The 16,736-nt window shown below is 62.2% G+C and carries 13 protein-coding genes, 1 tRNA gene and 1 CRISPR repeat array; of the genes, 8 read left to right on the top strand and 6 right to left on the bottom strand.

Going from position 1 to position 16,736, the window contains the following annotated elements:
- Positions 1-11: 11 nt before the first annotated feature.
- Entirely contained in the window at positions 12-1,475 is a 1,464-nt protein-coding gene (locus EII42_RS01070; protein ID WP_125170248.1) for a sensor histidine kinase, read from the bottom strand.
- Between the two features lie 55 nt (positions 1,476-1,530).
- On the opposite strand from EII42_RS01070, the gene EII42_RS13800 reads away from it, so the two are divergent.
- Complete coding sequence (locus EII42_RS13800) at positions 1,531-1,605, top strand: 50S ribosomal protein bL37 (protein ID WP_370318080.1); 75 nt, start codon at positions 1,531-1,533, stop codon at positions 1,603-1,605.
- Positions 1,606-1,610: 5 nt separating this feature from the next.
- A CRISPR array of direct repeats spans positions 1,611-1,762; the repeat unit is 22 nt; unit sequence AGGGCCCCCGCTCGCGCGGGGG.
- Positions 1,763-1,765: 3 nt separating this feature from the next.
- On the opposite strand, the gene EII42_RS01065 is transcribed toward EII42_RS13800, so the two are convergent.
- Both EII42_RS01065 and EII42_RS01060 read right to left on the bottom strand, forming a co-directional pair.
- The gene (locus EII42_RS01065) at positions 1,766-2,020 is read right to left on the bottom strand and encodes a zf-HC2 domain-containing protein (protein ID WP_158676351.1); all 255 of its coding nucleotides are present in this window, start codon (positions 2,018-2,020) and stop codon (positions 1,766-1,768) included.
- Positions 2,013-2,606, bottom strand: coding sequence for a sigma-70 family RNA polymerase sigma factor (locus EII42_RS01060; protein WP_125170246.1), 594 nt, complete (start codon positions 2,604-2,606; stop codon positions 2,013-2,015). The genes EII42_RS01065 and EII42_RS01060 overlap by 8 nt, the downstream gene beginning before the upstream one ends.
- Positions 2,607-3,205: 599 nt before the next feature.
- On the opposite strand from EII42_RS01060, the gene EII42_RS01055 reads away from it, so the two are divergent.
- The 5 genes from EII42_RS01055 to EII42_RS01035 all read left to right on the top strand — a co-directional run bounded on the left by EII42_RS01055 (position 3,206) and on the right by EII42_RS01035 (position 7,774).
- On the top strand, positions 3,206-3,766 hold the full coding sequence (locus EII42_RS01055; protein ID WP_125170245.1) for a DoxX family membrane protein: 561 nt from the start codon (positions 3,206-3,208) through the stop codon (positions 3,764-3,766).
- Positions 3,763-5,001 carry a 3-phosphoshikimate 1-carboxyvinyltransferase gene (gene aroA, locus EII42_RS01050; protein ID WP_125170244.1) on the top strand — a complete coding sequence of 413 codons (1,239 nt, stop codon included), beginning with the start codon at positions 3,763-3,765 and terminating at the stop codon, positions 4,999-5,001. The genes EII42_RS01055 and aroA overlap by 4 nt, the downstream gene beginning before the upstream one ends.
- Positions 4,998-5,966 carry a ribosome small subunit-dependent GTPase A gene (gene rsgA / locus EII42_RS01045; protein ID WP_125170243.1) on the top strand — a complete coding sequence of 323 codons (969 nt, stop codon included), beginning with the start codon at positions 4,998-5,000 and terminating at the stop codon, positions 5,964-5,966. Before aroA ends, rsgA begins: the two co-directional genes overlap by 4 nt.
- A gap of 340 nt (positions 5,967-6,306) precedes the next feature.
- Positions 6,307-6,747, top strand: coding sequence for a class F sortase (locus EII42_RS01040; RefSeq protein ID WP_125170242.1), 441 nt, complete (start codon positions 6,307-6,309; stop codon positions 6,745-6,747).
- Positions 6,748-6,958: 211 nt separating this feature from the next.
- The gene (locus EII42_RS01035; RefSeq protein ID WP_125170241.1) at positions 6,959-7,774 is read left to right on the top strand and encodes an EcsC family protein; all 816 of its coding nucleotides are present in this window, start codon (positions 6,959-6,961) and stop codon (positions 7,772-7,774) included.
- A 65-nt stretch (positions 7,775-7,839) separates the two neighbouring features.
- On the opposite strand, the gene EII42_RS01030 is transcribed toward EII42_RS01035, so the two are convergent.
- On the bottom strand, positions 7,840-13,107 hold the full coding sequence (locus EII42_RS01030; RefSeq protein WP_125170240.1) for a DUF5979 domain-containing protein: 5,268 nt from the start codon (positions 13,105-13,107) through the stop codon (positions 7,840-7,842).
- 180 nt (positions 13,108-13,287) lie between these two features.
- Positions 13,288-13,361 (bottom strand) — tRNA-Val (locus EII42_RS01025).
- A gap of 173 nt (positions 13,362-13,534) precedes the next feature.
- Between EII42_RS01025 and EII42_RS13680 the strand changes: the two genes are divergently transcribed.
- A complete protein-coding gene (locus tag EII42_RS13680) occupies positions 13,535-13,663 on the top strand; it encodes a hypothetical protein (protein WP_255416223.1) in 129 nt (42 codons plus the stop codon).
- 44 nt (positions 13,664-13,707) lie between these two features.
- Positions 13,708-14,364: a hypothetical protein gene (locus EII42_RS01020; RefSeq protein ID WP_125170239.1), complete on the top strand. Its 657-nt coding sequence runs from the start codon at positions 13,708-13,710 to the stop codon at positions 14,362-14,364.
- Positions 14,365-14,521: 157 nt separating this feature from the next.
- On the opposite strand, the gene EII42_RS01015 is transcribed toward EII42_RS01020, so the two are convergent.
- Positions 14,522-16,717 carry a 6-phosphofructokinase gene (locus EII42_RS01015; protein ID WP_125170436.1) on the bottom strand — a complete coding sequence of 732 codons (2,196 nt, stop codon included), beginning with the start codon at positions 16,715-16,717 and terminating at the stop codon, positions 14,522-14,524.
- Positions 16,718-16,736 lie beyond the last annotated feature (19 nt).

Raw genomic sequence — 16,736 nt, 5'->3', positions numbered from 1 at the left:
AACGCCCTGATCTACCCCTTACCTTTGCCCTTGACCCGCAACGCGGCCAAGGGCAATTCCACAATCGCTTCCGTCCCCGTGCAGTCCTCACGGTTGCGCAGAGCGAATGTTCCGGACAGGTCCTGCACCAGAGTCTGGATTATCGACAGGCCGAGGTTTGTCTGCGCCCCCAACCGGAAGCCTTCAGCAAGCCCCGTACCGTTGTCGGCGACCGTGAAACGCAGCAGTTCAGTCGTACGCTCCGGGAGCACCAGCACCTCTCCCGAAGAACTCCCCAGGCTGTGCTCTATGGCGTTCTGGCACAGTTCTGTCAACACCATCGACAGGCTGGTGGCCACCCCGGCTGGTATGACCCCGAAGCTGCCTCGCCTGCGGGCACGGACCGTGCCGGATGCAGCCGCCAGGTCGCCCACCATGTCGAGGATCTTGTCGCAGATATCGTCGAAGGAGACATCCTCAGTCAAGGCCTGGCTTAGCGTCTCATGCACGACCGCAATGGAACTTACCCGGCGCATCGCGTCGCGGAGTGCTTCCTTGCCCTCCGGCGAGGAGAGCCTGCGGGACTGCATGCGTAGCAAGGCTGCCACAGTTTGCAGGTTGTTCTTGACTCTGTGGTGGATCTCCCTGATGGTCGCATCCTTGGTGACAAGCATTTGGTCGCGTCTGCGCAGGTCTGTGGTGTCTCGACACAGCACCAGCATTCCGGCTGAGCAACGTTCAAACCACAACGGGATGAGCAGGAAACGCATGAACGCGTCGTTGGCGCTCACCTCGAACTCCAAACTCAAAGTGCCATCCATTTCGTTTCCCAACGTCTGGCCGATTCCTTCGACACCCTCACGCAAACGTCGAGTGAGGTCCCGAAAAATCTCCCCCTCAATGTCGCCAACAGCGCCGAGCCTGCGGAAACCCGTGACTGCATTAGGGCTCGCGTAGCTGATGGTGCCATCAGGCAGAACCCGCAGCATGCCGTCGGCTACTTTGGGGGCCAAGGCTTTGTCCGCCGGTTGCAACAGTGGAAACTCGCCGCGCAGCAGCATCTGGGTGAGGATATCCGCGATATCGAGGGACTGCTCCTCCAAAGGTCCCGGTACCCGCACCCCCATCTGATTGGTGTGGCGCTCCAGGATGGCTATCACTCGGTCGTTGCGGAACACGGGGATCGCCCAGACATCAACGGGGATGCCTGCGCTCAGTGCGTTGTCACTGGTCTCGGAGATTTCCTGAGTCAGCCACGCGACAACGACCGGATGGTCCGGTTCCTCGCAACCGACCTGTTCCCCCAGGATGTCATGCTCGATGGCCGTCGGACCCGTCACCGGCCTGATCTGGTTCGTGCAGATGAAGCACTCCCCCTCCGGCGTCTGCGGTCGCCAGAGGACGAGGTCGGAGAAGCTGAGATCTGCCAGGACATGCCACTGCGCCACGAATGCATCCAGCCATTGAGCGTCAGTGAGGTCATCTGCATCAAGCATGATGCTAACTGTGCCACAATGTAGCGTTGCTAACACCAACCGCAAGGAGTAACTAATGGGCAAGACTGGTCGCAAGCGGCGCGCTCGCCGTAAGAACAACGCAAACCACGGCAAGCGTCCCAACAGCTGATTCGTGTAGGGCCCCCGCTCGCGCGGGGGTCCTTTGACCCCGACACGAGACACGGGCGAATCAATAGTAGGGCCCCCGCTCGCGCGGGGGTCCTACGCCTCCTACGGGCCTTGGTCTGAGGCGCAGGGCAGGGCCCCCGCTCGCGCGGGGGCCCTACTGATCAACCCCTAATCTCCACGCTCAACCGCCGGATCCGGATCGAGAGCGATGCCGGCGCGCTCACCCGCGTGGCCCGTCGGATCATCTCTTGGATGGTCGACTCGATCTCATACTGCTCCATACAGTGTTCACAAGCCGCCAGGTGAGCGCGGATGGTATCCTCGTCCGCGTCGAGCAGTTCGTGGCTCAGGAACTCGTGCACGCGCTCAAGCGCGGTGAGGCACTCATCCTTGACCCCATGCACATGATCAGCCATTGCTCGCCTCATCCCGCATGAAACCACGCTCGATGGCGTACCCGCTGAGCGCGTGGCGTAACTGCTTGCGTCCTCGATTGATGCGGCTCATCACAGTTCCGATCGGGGTGCCCATGATCTCCGCGATCTCCTTATACGAAAAACCCTCGACATCGTTCAGCCAAACCGCCAACCGATACTGCTCTCCCAGTCCTGCCAGGGCATCTACCACCGCGGAATCCGGGATCCTTTCCAGAGCTTCCATCTCAGCGGAGCGGAGCCCCCGAGCATCGTGCGCCTCGTTCCGCGCGAGCTGCCAGTCCTCCACCTCGTCGCCCCCGGAGAGTTTCGGCAGGCGTTGAGCCTTGCGGTACTGAGAGATGTAGGTGTTGGTCAGGATGCGGTAAAGCCACGCCTTGAGGTTAGTGCCCGGCTGGAACGAGCCCCGAGCCGCGAATGCCTTGGCGTAGGCCTCCTGCACCAGGTCTTCCGCGTCCGCGGGGTTACGCGTCATACCCAGCGCTGCGCCGTACAACGAATCGACCAGCGCCAAGGCTTCCTCCTCAAAGGCTGCGGCCTCTGATCGGAACTCGGTGTCAGTGCTCATCACTCAAAGCTTATCAGCGTGCCGCCAGTGCCGCCGAGCCACGGGAGCCTCGACAAACAAGGTTGGGTGCTCAACGAAAGCTAACGTCCGCAGATCGGATCGGGTTCATTTCTTCCGCGTGTAGTCCGGTTCCATGGCCGAAATGCCCGATCAATCGTCCTCCTCTGAGAGCAGGAACAACGAGGAACCGGCCAGAGCGCTTGCTGAGCCATTCGGTTGCTGATAGGGCGAGGATGGGCGTCCGTTGCTTTCTCCTCACCCGGCACGTCGCATCCCGACTCAACTTCGAAGCAGGTCCGGGGAGCGCCGAGCAGCGCCGGTCCTGACGATCGCCAAGCGGCTACCTTCTCACGTCCATTCAGGAGTCGGCGTCTAACGGCGCCCCAGCGCGAGTGCTGGATGCCCCGGCCAGACGTTCCCAAGGACCGCCCGATATCAGCCAAACGGCTCCTGACACGAGCATTGTCGGGACAAGCAGTCCGGTACTTAATTCTGCGGTCTGGCGATATCCAGGCGAGTTCGAAGAGCTGAGACCCTCCAGAAGGCTCGTTGCGGCACATCTTCCGCATACTCCCCCAGCTTATGGGTAGGCTCGGAGCATGAGTCTTCTCCGATTTGTTGCCCGCGGGCTGTTCGCCAGCCACTGCATTGCCGACGGCGTGTCGGCTCTGCGCAATACCCCCGAGCGCGCCGACGAGGCCGAAGCGTTCACCGACAAGGCGGTTCCTCTCGTCCAACGGGTGGTGCCTGCACAGTACTCCTCCTACGTGCCAGAACAGCCGGAGCAGTGGATCCGGCTGGGTGGGGCACTCAAGATCCTCGGCGGAGCGATGTTCGCCTCCGGCATCGGCCGCAGGCTCGGCGCGCTCCTGCTGATTCCCGCCACTGCGCTGGACATCGTCGTGGCCTGGCCGAAAAAGGAGATCGAAGGAGAAGAGCGCCGTATCGCCCAACGCGAAGCGCTGAAAAACGTGGCCATCCTTGGCGCCGCAATTCTCGGCTCCCGGGATCTCCAGGGCTCCCCCAGCTTGGCTTGGCGTGCCGAGCAGAGCAGGCGGGCCGCCAGCAAACAGGCCTCTCAGCTGGGCAACAAGACCGGCAGACCTTGTCGGTGGGCGCGTCGTAAGGCGCAGCGGACCACCAAGGGCTTGGCGCGTTGACTCGGTTGCCCTCGGGGCGTGCCGAGGGTTTCATCTCTGTCCCCGGCTCGAAATCCGAGACGAATCGCGCACTAGTCATGGCAGCACTCGGAGATGGGGAGAGCAGGATCCACGGAGCCCTCAGATGCCGGGACTCCAACCTGATGATCGACGCGTTGGGCGCCCTCGGGGCCGAGATCATTCGGGACGATGGCCTACTCGTGCACCCGGGCAAACTGCGCGGCGGAGCCACCATAGACTGCGGCCTGGCTGGCACGGTCATGCGTTTTGTCCCCCCGCTCGCTCTGCTCTCTGATTCCCCGGTGCGCTTCGTCGGCGACCCGCGAGCTGCGGAACGCCCCATGCTGGGCCTCCTCGACGCGCTTCGCCAGCTCGGGGCACACGTCGACTCAGATCGATTGCCCGTGACGATTTACCCGCCAGACGGACCGGTCTCGCGCGAGGTGAGCATCGATGCCTCCGCCAGCAGTCAGTTTGTCTCCGGTCTGCTGCTGGTTGGGTGCTTCCTGCCCGAGGGCCTGGCCATTCGACATGTCGGCTCAAGTCTTCCCTCTCGGCCCCACATCGCCATGACGCTGGCCATGCTGCGCGAACGTGGGGTGGACGCAATTGAACACTCGCCTGGAGTGTGGCGGGTTGCGCCCGGGAGGATTCGTGCTCTGGACACCCGAGTGGAACCCGATCTCACCAACGCCGCCGCCTTCCTCGCGGCGGCTGCCGTAACAGGTGGCCAGGTCTCGGTGCCGGGATGGCCGGCCAGCACGCGCCAGCCGGGAGCGGTGATCCTTGATCTCCTGTCCGCGATGGGCTGTTCCCTCAGCATGAGCGACGGCACCGCCACCGTTCGGGGTCCTGAACGGCTCACGGCATTGGGGGAAGTTGATCTCCATCCTGCCTCGGAGCTGACCCCTGTGGTTGCAGCCCTGGCCGCCGTCGCGGAGGGCGAAACCGTGATCTCTGGAGTGGCTCACATCCGCGGACATGAGACCGATCGGCTGCGTGCGCTCGCCACCGAGCTGACTCGTGCCGGCATCGCCGTGGAAGAACGCCCAGACGGCCTGCGGATCGTGGGTGGCACCCCAACCACCTGCCGATTCGAGACTTACGCCGACCACCGCATGGTCCACTTCGCGGCTCTCCTCGGGCTGAACGCACCGGGCTCGAGCGTCACGGATTTCGCTTGCGTGGCCAAGACGATGCCAGACTTCGGCAGCGACTGGGAGCGGTTGACGTGAGCATTTACCGCGACGACCATCACGGGTTCGACCGCCCGAAGCGACGCACCCGACCACGGACGAAGGATCGGCCAGACTACTCCGGGCTGCCTGTGGCGCACGTCGTCGGGATAGACCGGGGACGGTTCCGCTGCCGAATCGGCGACGATGTGGTCACCGCGGTGCGCGGCCGCCTGATCCCGCGCAAGGGCGTGGTTATTGGCGACCGCGTTCGCCTAGACGGAGATGTTTCCGCCACTGCAGGAACCCTGGCACGCATAGTCCAGGTAGAGCCACGCAGCACCATGCTCCATCGTTCCGCAGATGACGCGGACACTTTCGAGCGCCCCATCGTCGCAAACGCCACGCAGCTGCTAATCGTGACGGCCCTGGCAGATCCGCCACCGCGTCTAGGCATGATCGATCGAATACTCGTCGCCGCCTACGACGCCGGGATCGTGCCCATTTTGTGTCTGACCAAGGCAGATCTGGCCAGCCCGGATGATCTGATTTCCGCCTACGAGCCGTTGGGCATCCCCATAGTTGCAACCAAGCCACAGGCGGATCTGACTCACGTCGAAGAGTTACTTGCGGATCAGACCACCGTGCTCATCGGGCACTCCGGGGTTGGTAAGTCAACGTTGGTCAACCGCCTCGTGCCCGGGGCCGATCGCGAGACCGGTGCCGTTAGCGAGTTGACTGGAAAGGGGCGGCACACCTCCACATCTGCTGTTGCCATGGAGGTGAAACCAGGAACTTGGATCATCGACACTCCGGGCGTGCGTTCCTTCGGAATCAGCCACGTAGACTCGGCCAACATCATCGGAGCCTTCCCGGATCTGGCCGATTTCGCGGAGCAGTGCCCGCGCGGTTGTACCCATGTCACCGGTTCCCCGGAGTGCGGCCTGGATCTGGCGGTGGAACGGGGCAGTTTGGCCCCTGAGCGGCTGGCGAGTTTCCGACGAATGGAGCGCGCCTTCGTCTGACCCCACCGAACGCTAGTCTTTCCTCGTGCGAAAGAAGTGGATCGGGATTGTTTCAGGGGTTTTGGTGACCTTGATCGCCTTGGGCGTGTGGTTGTCTGGCGGGCGTGCCCAACAGGCGATGCCACAGCAAAGCTCCTCGCCGGGTGCTTCTCCTACGGCCAACCTCTCAACTAGCCCAGCGCCCAGCTCGATGTCGGCATCGCCCACGCCCGAGCCCAGCCCCAGTAGCTCAGATCCCGCATCCGACCCCACTGCGACTCCCACGCCAGTGGCTGCCGATTTGGCGGACTGCCAGCCCCTGGGGAAGGGTTTCACCCCAAAGCGCTTCAGCATAAGCCGAGTGGGTGCCGATGAAAAGGTGGTGCCGATGGGCCTCACCAAGGGGGCGATCCCTGCTCCACCCCTGAGCGACCGCCGGTCCGCGGCGTGGTGGAAAGAGGGCCCGAAGCCCGGTTCCGGTACTGGCAAGGCGGTGTTTACCATCCACACCTACCGCCCCAGCCTCGCCCCCGCTCTCGGCAACGAGTTGTTCCAGGGTGGCGAATCTCAACTGAAGCCTGGCGATATCTTCAAGGTGTACGGCACGAAGGGCGAGGTGGCTTGCTACGAGTACGAGGAGGCCCCGAAGATCACCCTCGATGAGTACGAGGAGAACTCCTCCCTGATGTTGGACTCCTCCGGCCCTGCTTCCGCCACTATCGTCATCTGCTGGGATTTCAACAAGCGCACCAAAAACTGGGACTCTCGCGTGCTTTTCCAATTCCGCGGCGTCAACCCCTAGCCTCTGCCTATCCTCCATACGCGTCCCGTGGGCCTCGGCCGCTTCTCGGCTTACGCCCACCTCCCCAACTTCGCCTGAGCACCTGGACGTGTCCGCCCGGCTGCTCGTCCCCAGTTCCTGCGACGGTGGCTCCCCCGAACCCACCGGGGCGGTGCACAGTTAGAGTTGGAGCTTTGTTGACTGGGTAGCCTAGAAGGAGCAAGGAGGAACCATGTCAGACAATCCAGAAAACGGTTCGGAACAGCAGGACGAGACGCCACCCGGTCAAAGCGTGTTCGAGAGCGACCGTCCCAGCGGCGGCTCTTGCCCGGCCGACGGTCAGCCCCGTACAGACACCGAATCTGATGCAGCGGGCGAAACTGCCTCCGATGAAGAAGACGAAGTGCAACCTGAGCCCGAGCACTCCGCGGAGTTTAAGGCCTCACGTTGGCTAAACTGGCTGCTGGATTCGGCCATCTCAGGCTTCGGCCCCTTGGAGGACGCGGCACACGTCGTGGATGAGTTGCGGGCTCGGAACAACGGGGACGCTGAAGCAGCGATTGCACAGCTGCGGAACTCTGAATCAGGTCTGCTCGGCCTCGCAGGATTCGTCAGCGGGTTCGGCGGCTTTGCGACGATGCCGGTCGCTCTTCCCGCCGATTTGGCGTTCTTGCAGGTGCGGGCGGCACGGTTGGCCGCCTGCATTGCTCTGCTGCGTGGCTACGACCTCAGCTCGCCCGTGGTGCGCAGCCTCGTCGCCCTGAGCCTAGCTGGTGGGGAGAGCGAGAAGATTGCTCGGCGTCACGCCATCGACCTGGAGTCGTCCGATGCAGTCCGGCGACTGCACGAGTTGCCGACTTCGGCCCTGAAAGAGATGGAGCAAGCCGTGGCCTTGCGGCTCGCCACGGGCGCCGGGCTGAAGATGATGATTAACGCGGTTCGCCTCATACCGCTCTTCGGCGGCCTCGGCTCAGGAATCGTGAACATGCTCGCTATTCAGGATGTGCACAGCTGTGCGACTCGGTGCTTCCCACGTGCCGACAGCTGACCCACAAACCAGTTGAGACAAGAAAGAGGTGGTGGGCCAAACCCACCACCTCTTTCTTGTTATTGCTACGCACCAGTCTTCGGCAGACCAGGCTTGACAACCTTGGTGTAGGAGTTGGTGAACACCGCCGAAGCAGTGGCGTCACCGATCTTCACCCGCTGCTCGGCGGGCAGCGTAACCATGTACCCTGCGCGCTTGGCCGAGGAATGATCCTCCCAGAGCCGGCACTCGGTGCCGGTGGGGACAGCGGCATCGGCCTTGACAGCCACGCCGTCGCCAGTTACTTCGAGCCTGCCCACGAGCTCACCACACGCGTAGTGGAACGTGAACTTGTCTGCCGCGAAGGGGCCGCCGACGACGTTCTTTGCCACGGTGAAGAAGCCCAGGTCGCGCTTGTACTTGTTCACGAAACCGACTTCAACGCTCTTGCCACCCTCTGCGATCTCCACCTTCTGAGCGGCCGGCGCGGTGAGGGTGTATCCCTCAACCTGGGCCTCGCTCAGGCGTTCGGAGATTTCGCAGGTGGTGTCAAGCGGCAGCTGCGGGCTCTCGAAACGCTCGCCCGGCTTGATGGCGAACGATCCGGTCGTTCCCTCGGAGCACTGGAAGTCGAAGCCGTACTTGTGGTTGGTGAAGGCCTCACTGTCGAGATCCTTTTCCACGGCCTTCGTCACGACGAAGTTGCCCCGTACCAGCGAGTATTCGTTGGTGACGGCGACCTCGACCGTTTCGCCGTCCACGATCTCGAAGATACCGTCGGTGCTCGCCTCGCCGTTGATCTTCAGCTTGGTGTCCAAGGTGGCCTTCGGCACATCAGCGGCGCCCTCCTTGATCGTGCACTTTCCGGTGCCGATCCCATCGACGCCGTACGGCACACCAGGCTTCACTTTCACCGTCGTCGGGGTGTTCTCGCAGGTGTAGGTGAACTCAAACTCCTTCGGCGCCAGAGCAGCACCGTCACCCGCGACGGTCTTATTGATCACGAACCCGCCGCGCTGACGCACGTAGGCGTTCGCCACCGACACCTCGGCGGTTTGCCCCTTCACGAGGGTGGCCTCTTCACCGTAGTTGACACCGAGCGTGTATCCCGGGCGAGCCGCAGCGCTCAGGTCCTCATCATGTGCACGGCACTTGGTGCCGGTTGGGAATCGACCAATTGTCTTGGGCACGCCGGCGGTGACTTCCACGGTTCCAGTCGCCGGAACATTGTCCGCTCCAGGAGCGGTGCAGGTGTACTGCATCGTGAAGGTGTCGCTGCCGGTGGAACCACCTGCGTCAACCGTCTTGTTGATCACGAACTCAGCGTAATCCCGGACGTAGGTGTTCTTGACAGTGACGACCTTCTTCTCGTCTTTGGCGTCAAGTGTGACCGGATCCCCGATCTCGGTGGTCAAGGTGTACCCGTCACGTTCGGCCGGATCCTCGCTCGTCACCTTGCACGTCGTGCCCGTCGGGAACTCGCCAACCAAGGTCGGTTTGCCCGCGCTGACCATCACCTTGCCTGTGGCAGCAACGTTGTTCCTACCCGGAGCATCACACTCGTAGGAGATGCCGAATTCGTCGACGCCGGTGGATCCCCCGCTCACCAGCTCTTTGGCCACGGCGAACGGAGCGTGATCTCGCGAGTAGGTGTTGATGACGCTCACCTGAGCAGTTTCACCCTTGCGCAGCGTGACTTCGGGGCCGTACGTCACTTCGACGCTGTACCCGGGGCGCGCGGCAGCGGCCACGTCCTCGTCGTGCACCCGACACTTCGTACCGGTCGGGAATTCGCCGATGGGCTTCGCCTGACCGGCCGTCACCTTGACCGAACCCGTTGCGGGAACACCGTTGGCACCTTCTGCGGAGCAGGTGTACTGCATCGTGAACTCGTCGCCACCGGTGGAGCCGCCAGGCACGACGCTCTTCAGGATCTCGAATCGGGTGAAGTCCCGGGTGTAGGTGTTCGTGACGGTAACCTTGGCCACCGCTCCCAGAGCAACCGTGACCTCTTCGGAGACGTCAGTCGTCAGGGTGTACCCGACCCGATCGGCTGCCTGCTCGCCGGTAATGCTGCACTTGGTGCCGGTCGGGAACTGGCCGACGGTCACGGTCTGGTTCGCGTCTACGCTCACCTGTCCAGCGGCGGCGACGTTGTTCTTACCCGGGGCGTCACACTTGTAGTTGACCACGAAAGTGTCGTTGCCGGTGGAGCCACCTGCGTTCAGCACCTTCTCCACCGCGAACGGAGCGAAGTCCCGGGTGTAGGTGTTTGTGACACTGGCCTGGGCAGTTACCCCCTTGACCAGGGTGACCTCGGGTCCGTAGGAAACGTCGAGTGTGTAGCCGGGGCGCGCAGCTGCGGCCACGTCCTCGTCGTGCACCCGACACTTCGTGCCAGTCGGGAACTCGCCAATCGACTTGGTCTGCCCTGCGGTAACCTGAACCGAACCGGTGGCCGCGACATTCTTGCCCGCAGCGTCACAGGTGTAGTTGACCGTGAAGGAGTCGGTTCCGGTCGAGCCGCCAGCAACCACCGTCTTCAGAATCTCGAACGGCGCATGGTCGCGCTCATAAGTGTTCGTAACGGTTACCGTACGCGCCTCATCCTTCACGTCGAGAGTCACAGTCCCGCCCAGCTGCGTGGTGAGGGTGTACCCGTCGCGCTCCGCAGGCTGCTCAGAGGTGACGCGGCACTCGGTTCCAACCGGGAACCTGCCGACGGCGACCGTCTGGCCCGCGTTGACGGTGACCTGGCCGGTGGCATCGGTGTCGTCCGACCCCGGCGCGGTGCATTCGTAGTTGAGAACGAAGCTGTCGGAACCAGTCGAGCCGCCGGCGTTCAGCTGCTTGGTCACCGCAAAGGGAGCGAAGTCACGCTCGTAGGTGTTGGTCACCTGCACCCGGCTTTCCTGATCCTTAGCGATTGTGACCTCTTCGCCAAGCGTCTTGGTCAGCGTGTAGCCCGGCCGTTCGGGCGCGGTCTCTTCCGTCACCACGCAGGTGGTGCCCACTGGGAACTCGCCGGCCTGGACGGTGTCACCATCGTCGACCTTCACGGTCTTGGTTACGGGGTCGAGGCCAGTGCGCTTGAGCGGAGTACAGGTATAGGTGATGAGGAATTCCTCTCCAGGCGCCGGAGTGGAGCCATTCGCGACGACGGTCTTGCTGATCGCGAAGGTGCCCGTCTGCGCGGTGTAGGTGTTCGTCACCTGGGAAACAGCCTTCTGCCCGGTCGCGATAGTGACCTGCTCGCCGATATCGATCTGCAGGTCGTATCCCTCGCGCTCCTGGACCGTCTCGGTGGTCGGCTCACAGGTGGTCCCGGTCGGGAAACGCCCGACCACGGTCTCCTCACCAGCCGTTACCTCGACGCTTCCGGTGGCCGGTACGGCAACGCCTTCCTCCGTGATGCTGTACCCAGCGGCAGAGCACTCGTAATGGATGGTGAACTTGTCAAAACCGCGCGAACCGCCAGCATTCAGCACCTTGGTAAGGGCGAAAGTGCCAGAGTCCCTCGTGTACTTATTGGTAATCGTGGCAACCTGGATTGCATTCTGCACCGTCACCTTGACGGGTTCGGGTTGTTCCAACGTGTAGCCCGGGCGCTCCGCGGGAGCCTGCTCCGTAATCGTGCACTGCGTGCCAGTGGGGAATTCCTTGGGAGCTCCTCCATCCGTCACGGCAACGGGTGAGCCGTTCGCGGTCACTCCGGTCACAGTCCCGCTCTGCCCGTCGGAACAGGTGTAATCGAAGCTGAACGCCTGATCCCCGTATGCGGCAGCGTCATCGCCCACAATCTTCTTGGCAACCTTGAAAGTGGACTGGATCACGTTGGTGTTCGCCAGGTTCAACCGCAGGTTGGCCTGGTTCTCGATGACGAAGGACACCTTGGACCCGTCCTCGGTGATCGTAAACTTACCTGCTTCGCGCGGCTCGGTTGGGCTCCACTTCGGCTTCTGCCACTTCACGCCTGGTGCCGCGGTCGCGTTGGCCGCATTGAGATCCTCGACGATGGTCACGCGGGTTCCCTGAGGCAGCTGTGGGTTGATCAGGGTCGGCTTACCCAGGCTCAACTTGGCCCTGAAGGGATTCGCCGGCTCGGTCCACCCCGGTGGCCGGATGAAGGGGGCAGCCTGTGACATGTCGTAGCTGATAAGAACGTCAAATTCCTGGTTCGGATCAAGCGCTCCGGGACCGCCCGCGGTCTTGGTGATGCTAAAAATGCCAAAGCCCTCGTGGTACTGGATGCTGGCGGTAAAGCTTTCGATGTAGTTCTTGGAGCCCTCAGTTACTTCGTCGACACCTTCAATTCGGAAGGCGTTGGTGTAGGTCCATCCTTTGTCGATGGTACCGCCCGCGGTCAACGGGGTGGGGAAGTAAATCTGATAATTCTCATCTGCGTTGAACTCTTTGGGGACAGTAATCACAAGATGAGTGGTCAGCCCATCAGGAAGGGCAGAAACCTCAATCTTGTAGCCGTCGACGACCGTGGAGCCATCTGCCCGGGCGACTATCTGAGATTCACCGTTTGTGCCCGGCGTTGCCCGGGCGAGCGTGATATCTTTCAGAACCTTCGTAGGCTCCAGCAAGGTGTTCGGTAGCGTGTCGACGAGGGTGAAGGTTGTCTTGCCTGGCAGATTCTTCGCCAACCAGGCCCCGCCAATGTTCAGAGTCCAGTTGATGCCCTTGGACTGCTCTCCGATACCTGTCGCGCCTTTCGAGATCTTGCCATTGGGGGAGAACTTAGTCTCTTTCCGAGCGATTCCTTTCCCTCCTGGAACCGGCACCATCGTGGATTCACCGTTTAGTTTAAAGGGCAACTCGCTCTCGGCGGTTTCCTGAACGGCCTGTAGACGAGCCGAGATGGCGCCCTTCACCCCTGATTTGCCCCGAATGGCCTCATTGAACGTACAGGTGAAGTATTGTGCACGAATAACACAATCACCAGAGTGGATACCGTTGAAAGTCAACTCTTTGACGATCTCACGGCCCGGGCGTCCATGCTCCACCGTAATGAACTCCGGGGGCAGCTCCACTGTAAAGGAGTCGCCAGGCACCGGATCCGCATCCGTGGCATCGTAGTTGACCTTCAGCTCGACCCGGTCCCCGACGAAAAGATCACCGGGGGTGGGCGTACCCTGGTCATTCACACGCACCAAGCTCTCAATCGTTAGTGCGATGTTGTTGTTTTGTGCTGCATTCGCTGGAACTGCCAAGCCCGTCAGGCCTGGCAGGAGACCCGTGAACAGCATCAGCGAGAGCAACACACTCCCGAGGCGGCTGGGCCGCTTCTGCTTCATCCTGTTTCCTTCCCCGTACTCATTGAACAGCGTGAGCGAGCGGACAGTCACCTCGATGATAAGGAAATCCGCTCAACTCTCGAAGCCGATTGGCACATCTGGGACCAGCAAAAAGCTGGCCCATAAACGTACGATCGATACCTTACCGCTTTCGCGCCAAAAAAGCAGCACGAGGCTACCAGACTGCACTATTCGATACCCCTCGATAGGGGCAATGCATCGGAAACGCGGTGGGCACAGACGGACTCGAACCGCCGACACCCTGCTTGTAAGGCAGGTGCTCTAACCAACTGAGCTATGCGCCCGCGCGCACCACTCTAGCGACTGACGTTCCTCGCGACAACCCCGATGGTTCAGAGAGAAACCTCCCGTTCGGGGCAAGGAACCAAAGAAAACGGTTGCCGAGGGCCGCCAGATGGTTGGGGCCCGACTGTAGGCTGGATGCCTGATCACTCGGTGGAAGGAGAGAGCCGCTTGCATGAACCGAAAGCACGCCGTGCCCAGTCCCCCGATGATTCTGCGCCCATCCAACTGCCCGCCGCGCCACGTCGGGCGGTTCCGGATGAGCCGCAGCCGCCCCACGGCGCGCCGCCCCGGCGTGGACTAGATGAGCCGTCCAAGAAGCGCCGGTTCTTTTTCGTCATCCCCCTGGTGTTGGGCGTCGCCGGTGCCTGCGCATTTGCGCTGACGATGCTCCCCAACCTGGCGGGCGACAGCCCCGACCGCTCCCATGCAGCTGACCCCCCGCTCTCCGGGCCCTCGCTCAACAAACATTCCTCTCCCACAACAAACGCTACTCAACCACCCGATGGGAATTCTCGTGCGCCTGCTCGACTCGAAGAGGTTGGCGACATCAAGGTCAACGTGCCAGCGGGCTGGGAACTGTACGACGAGGTGATTCAGGAAAACGAACGTCGGCTGATCCGAGTACGCGACCCCCACAACAACGTTCGCGTCCAGCTGACAACTCTCACTTCGCTGGCCGAAGAACCGCTCACCGCTTGCCAGACCCTGATCACCGAACAGGCAGCGGAATACGGTGTGGACCACTACATATCGCCACAGATGATCACGCTGGCTGCTTCCGGAACCGGCGTTACCTGCGGTTTCAAGGGGACGAAACAGGATCAGGGTGACGCCACTCAAGTCTCTTTCACCATCGTCGAGCGGCCTGAGGACAAACACGCACTGATCCTGCGGGTGATGTACCCGGACAGTCTTGCGCTACCTAACGATGCGCTCAACCAAGCCACGCTACTGTCGTGTCAATCCGCAGCCTCTTTCGGCGTGCCCTTCCCTCTCTGCTAAGACCCGTATCGGTGGGTCGGCAGGAGCGAAAACGATCCGGTCAGGTTGGATCAGACCTTCAACAGCGTCACTCCGTATCAAACGCGACAGTCAAGACGGTAGTGCACCGGATTCCGAGCCTGCGCACCATGGATCAACACGACTCATGTAACAGAGGCTAGAGCAACGTGGCGTCGCCCGGTGGAGTACTCAACTGGCTTGCTATGTCGTTCAACGACAACCACCACTGGCGTCGCGGACGCTGTTCCTCCCAATCCATTCCCTGCAGCACTTCGTCTGCGGGGGACATCAGTCCCGGAACTCCGCTCCTTGCCACACCGTATTCTGAACGACCGCTGCCCAACTGGTCATCAAGGTAGGCGATAGCGTGGTAGGCGAGCCTCGTAGCGTTGATTCGGTCAAACGCGGAGGGCGTTCCTCCTTGCTGCAGGTGCCCGACGACGCTCGTGCGCACCGAGTAAAGTCCGCGCCCCTCGGCTTCGAACAGATTTGCCAAAACTTCGGCAGTGAAATGCTCGCTCGCGTCTTCTCCGAGTATCGACAAGTAAAACGAGCGGCCCAACTCAAAGTTGCGCACCAACTGATCAATGTCTCGTTTGACCTCGTCAAGCGTGATCCCAGTCTCCGGCAGGTAGACTTTCTCGGCGCCACCGGCGATACCGCTGAGCAACGGTAGGAAACCGCAGCCCCGCCCCATGGCTTCGACCACGAAGGCGCGCTTGCTCGCCGAAGCCGACATTCGGATCATATCGATGGCATCCACCAGGGTGTTCAGCGCGGTATCCGCGCCCACCGCCATAGGCCACCCCGGCAGGTTATTGTCGATGGAAGCCGGCAGCAGAGCAATCGGAATGTTGAAGGCTGGAAACCGCCGCCGTTCCTGGATCAGCAACCGGACCGTGGCATACGCGTGGTAACCACCGGAAATGAGCAACGCGTCGATCCCGTGCTCTTCCAGTTGGCGGCTCATGCCATATAGCTCCGTGTCATCAGGGATATAGCGACGGGTACCAAAAGCCGCCCCACCCAGACTGGCCATCCCCTCGACGTCGCTCCATTTGACCTGACGGAAAGTACCTGCGCTCAGTCCTGGAACTCCCCCCAAAATTGCCCAGACCTCGTGCCCACGATCCAGTCCAAAGCGAACGGCCGCGCGATCGATCTGGTTCATGCCCGGCGCGAGGGCTCCCGCGTGCATGACGCCGATCCGCTTACCCGAGGCCTCCGGTATCGACGGACGTGCCTCAACCAGCGTGCGATAGATCTGAATCATCGATTCGAATCCGGCACCCCGACTCGCGATCGCTTCGGCGTAGCGCCCCTCAGCGACGAAAGTTGCGATCTCCCGGGTCCGCTTGACCGATTCCATGAGCGGCACGCGAACGACCTCATCGCCGCTCATCCCGACCAGAACCGGCTCATCGTCCGACCCAGACTCCAGCACCGCGCGCACGGCCTCCACCCCGCAAGCGGTGGCCATCCAGCGGTCGTAGGCAGATGGTTTGCCGCCGCGTGCGACATGGCCCAGGATCGTCGCCCGAGGTTTCTCCCCCGTCAATTCCTCAATCACCGAGCAGACCCGATCCGTTGTGATCGACACCCCCGCACGGTCCTTGGCCCCCTCCGCGACAACGATGATCGAGTCCCGTCTCCCGGCGGCGCGTGCGCGCTCCAGCACGTCCACCATCCGTTCCTCCCAACCGTCGCGCGGCGGAGACTCCGGTAGGAAGCAGTAGTCGGCGCCTCCGGAGATGGTAGACATCAGCGCCAGATAACCGCAGTTTCTGCCCATCACCTCAACGACGAAGGTGCGCCGATGAGACTCCGCCGTTGACGACAACGCGTCGATGGCCTCCGTTATGCGGTGAAGCGCCGAGTCGGTGCCGATCGTCATATCGGTGCCAATCATGTCGTTGTCGATCGATCCGACGACACCCGCCATGTGCAGGGCCTTGTGCTTGCTCGCCTGCTCCTGGGAAATCTTGCCCTCGCTCACCAGATCGTCCAAAAGATCCTGCCAGCCGAGCATGAGTTCACGAGCCCCGGTGAGCGACCCGTCGCCGCCAATCACGATCAGTCGATCGATCCCGTTCTGGACCAGGTTGTGCACGGCCCGTCGCTGCCCTTCACGGGTACGCATCTCGGCGGAACGCGCAGTACCGATGATAGTGCCGCCCTTGTTCAGTAGGCCCGATACGCTGCTCCAGTGCAGCTGGACGATGTGTTTGCCGCCCTCGACGGCACCCTGCCAACCCTCGCGAATGGCGAACACGTCCACCCCGGCGTGCAACCCGGCCCGGGTGATCGCGCGCACGGCAGCGTTCATTCCCTGGGCGTCGCCTCCGGAGGTCATGACGCCGATGCGCAATCGC

The organism is Tessaracoccus sp. OH4464_COT-324, from assembly GCF_003932855.1.
In the GTDB taxonomy this organism is placed as follows: domain Bacteria; phylum Actinomycetota; class Actinomycetes; order Propionibacteriales; family Propionibacteriaceae; genus Arachnia.
Note: the sequence above shows the minus strand (reverse complement) of the source record. Positions and strands in the feature narration are given on the sequence as shown.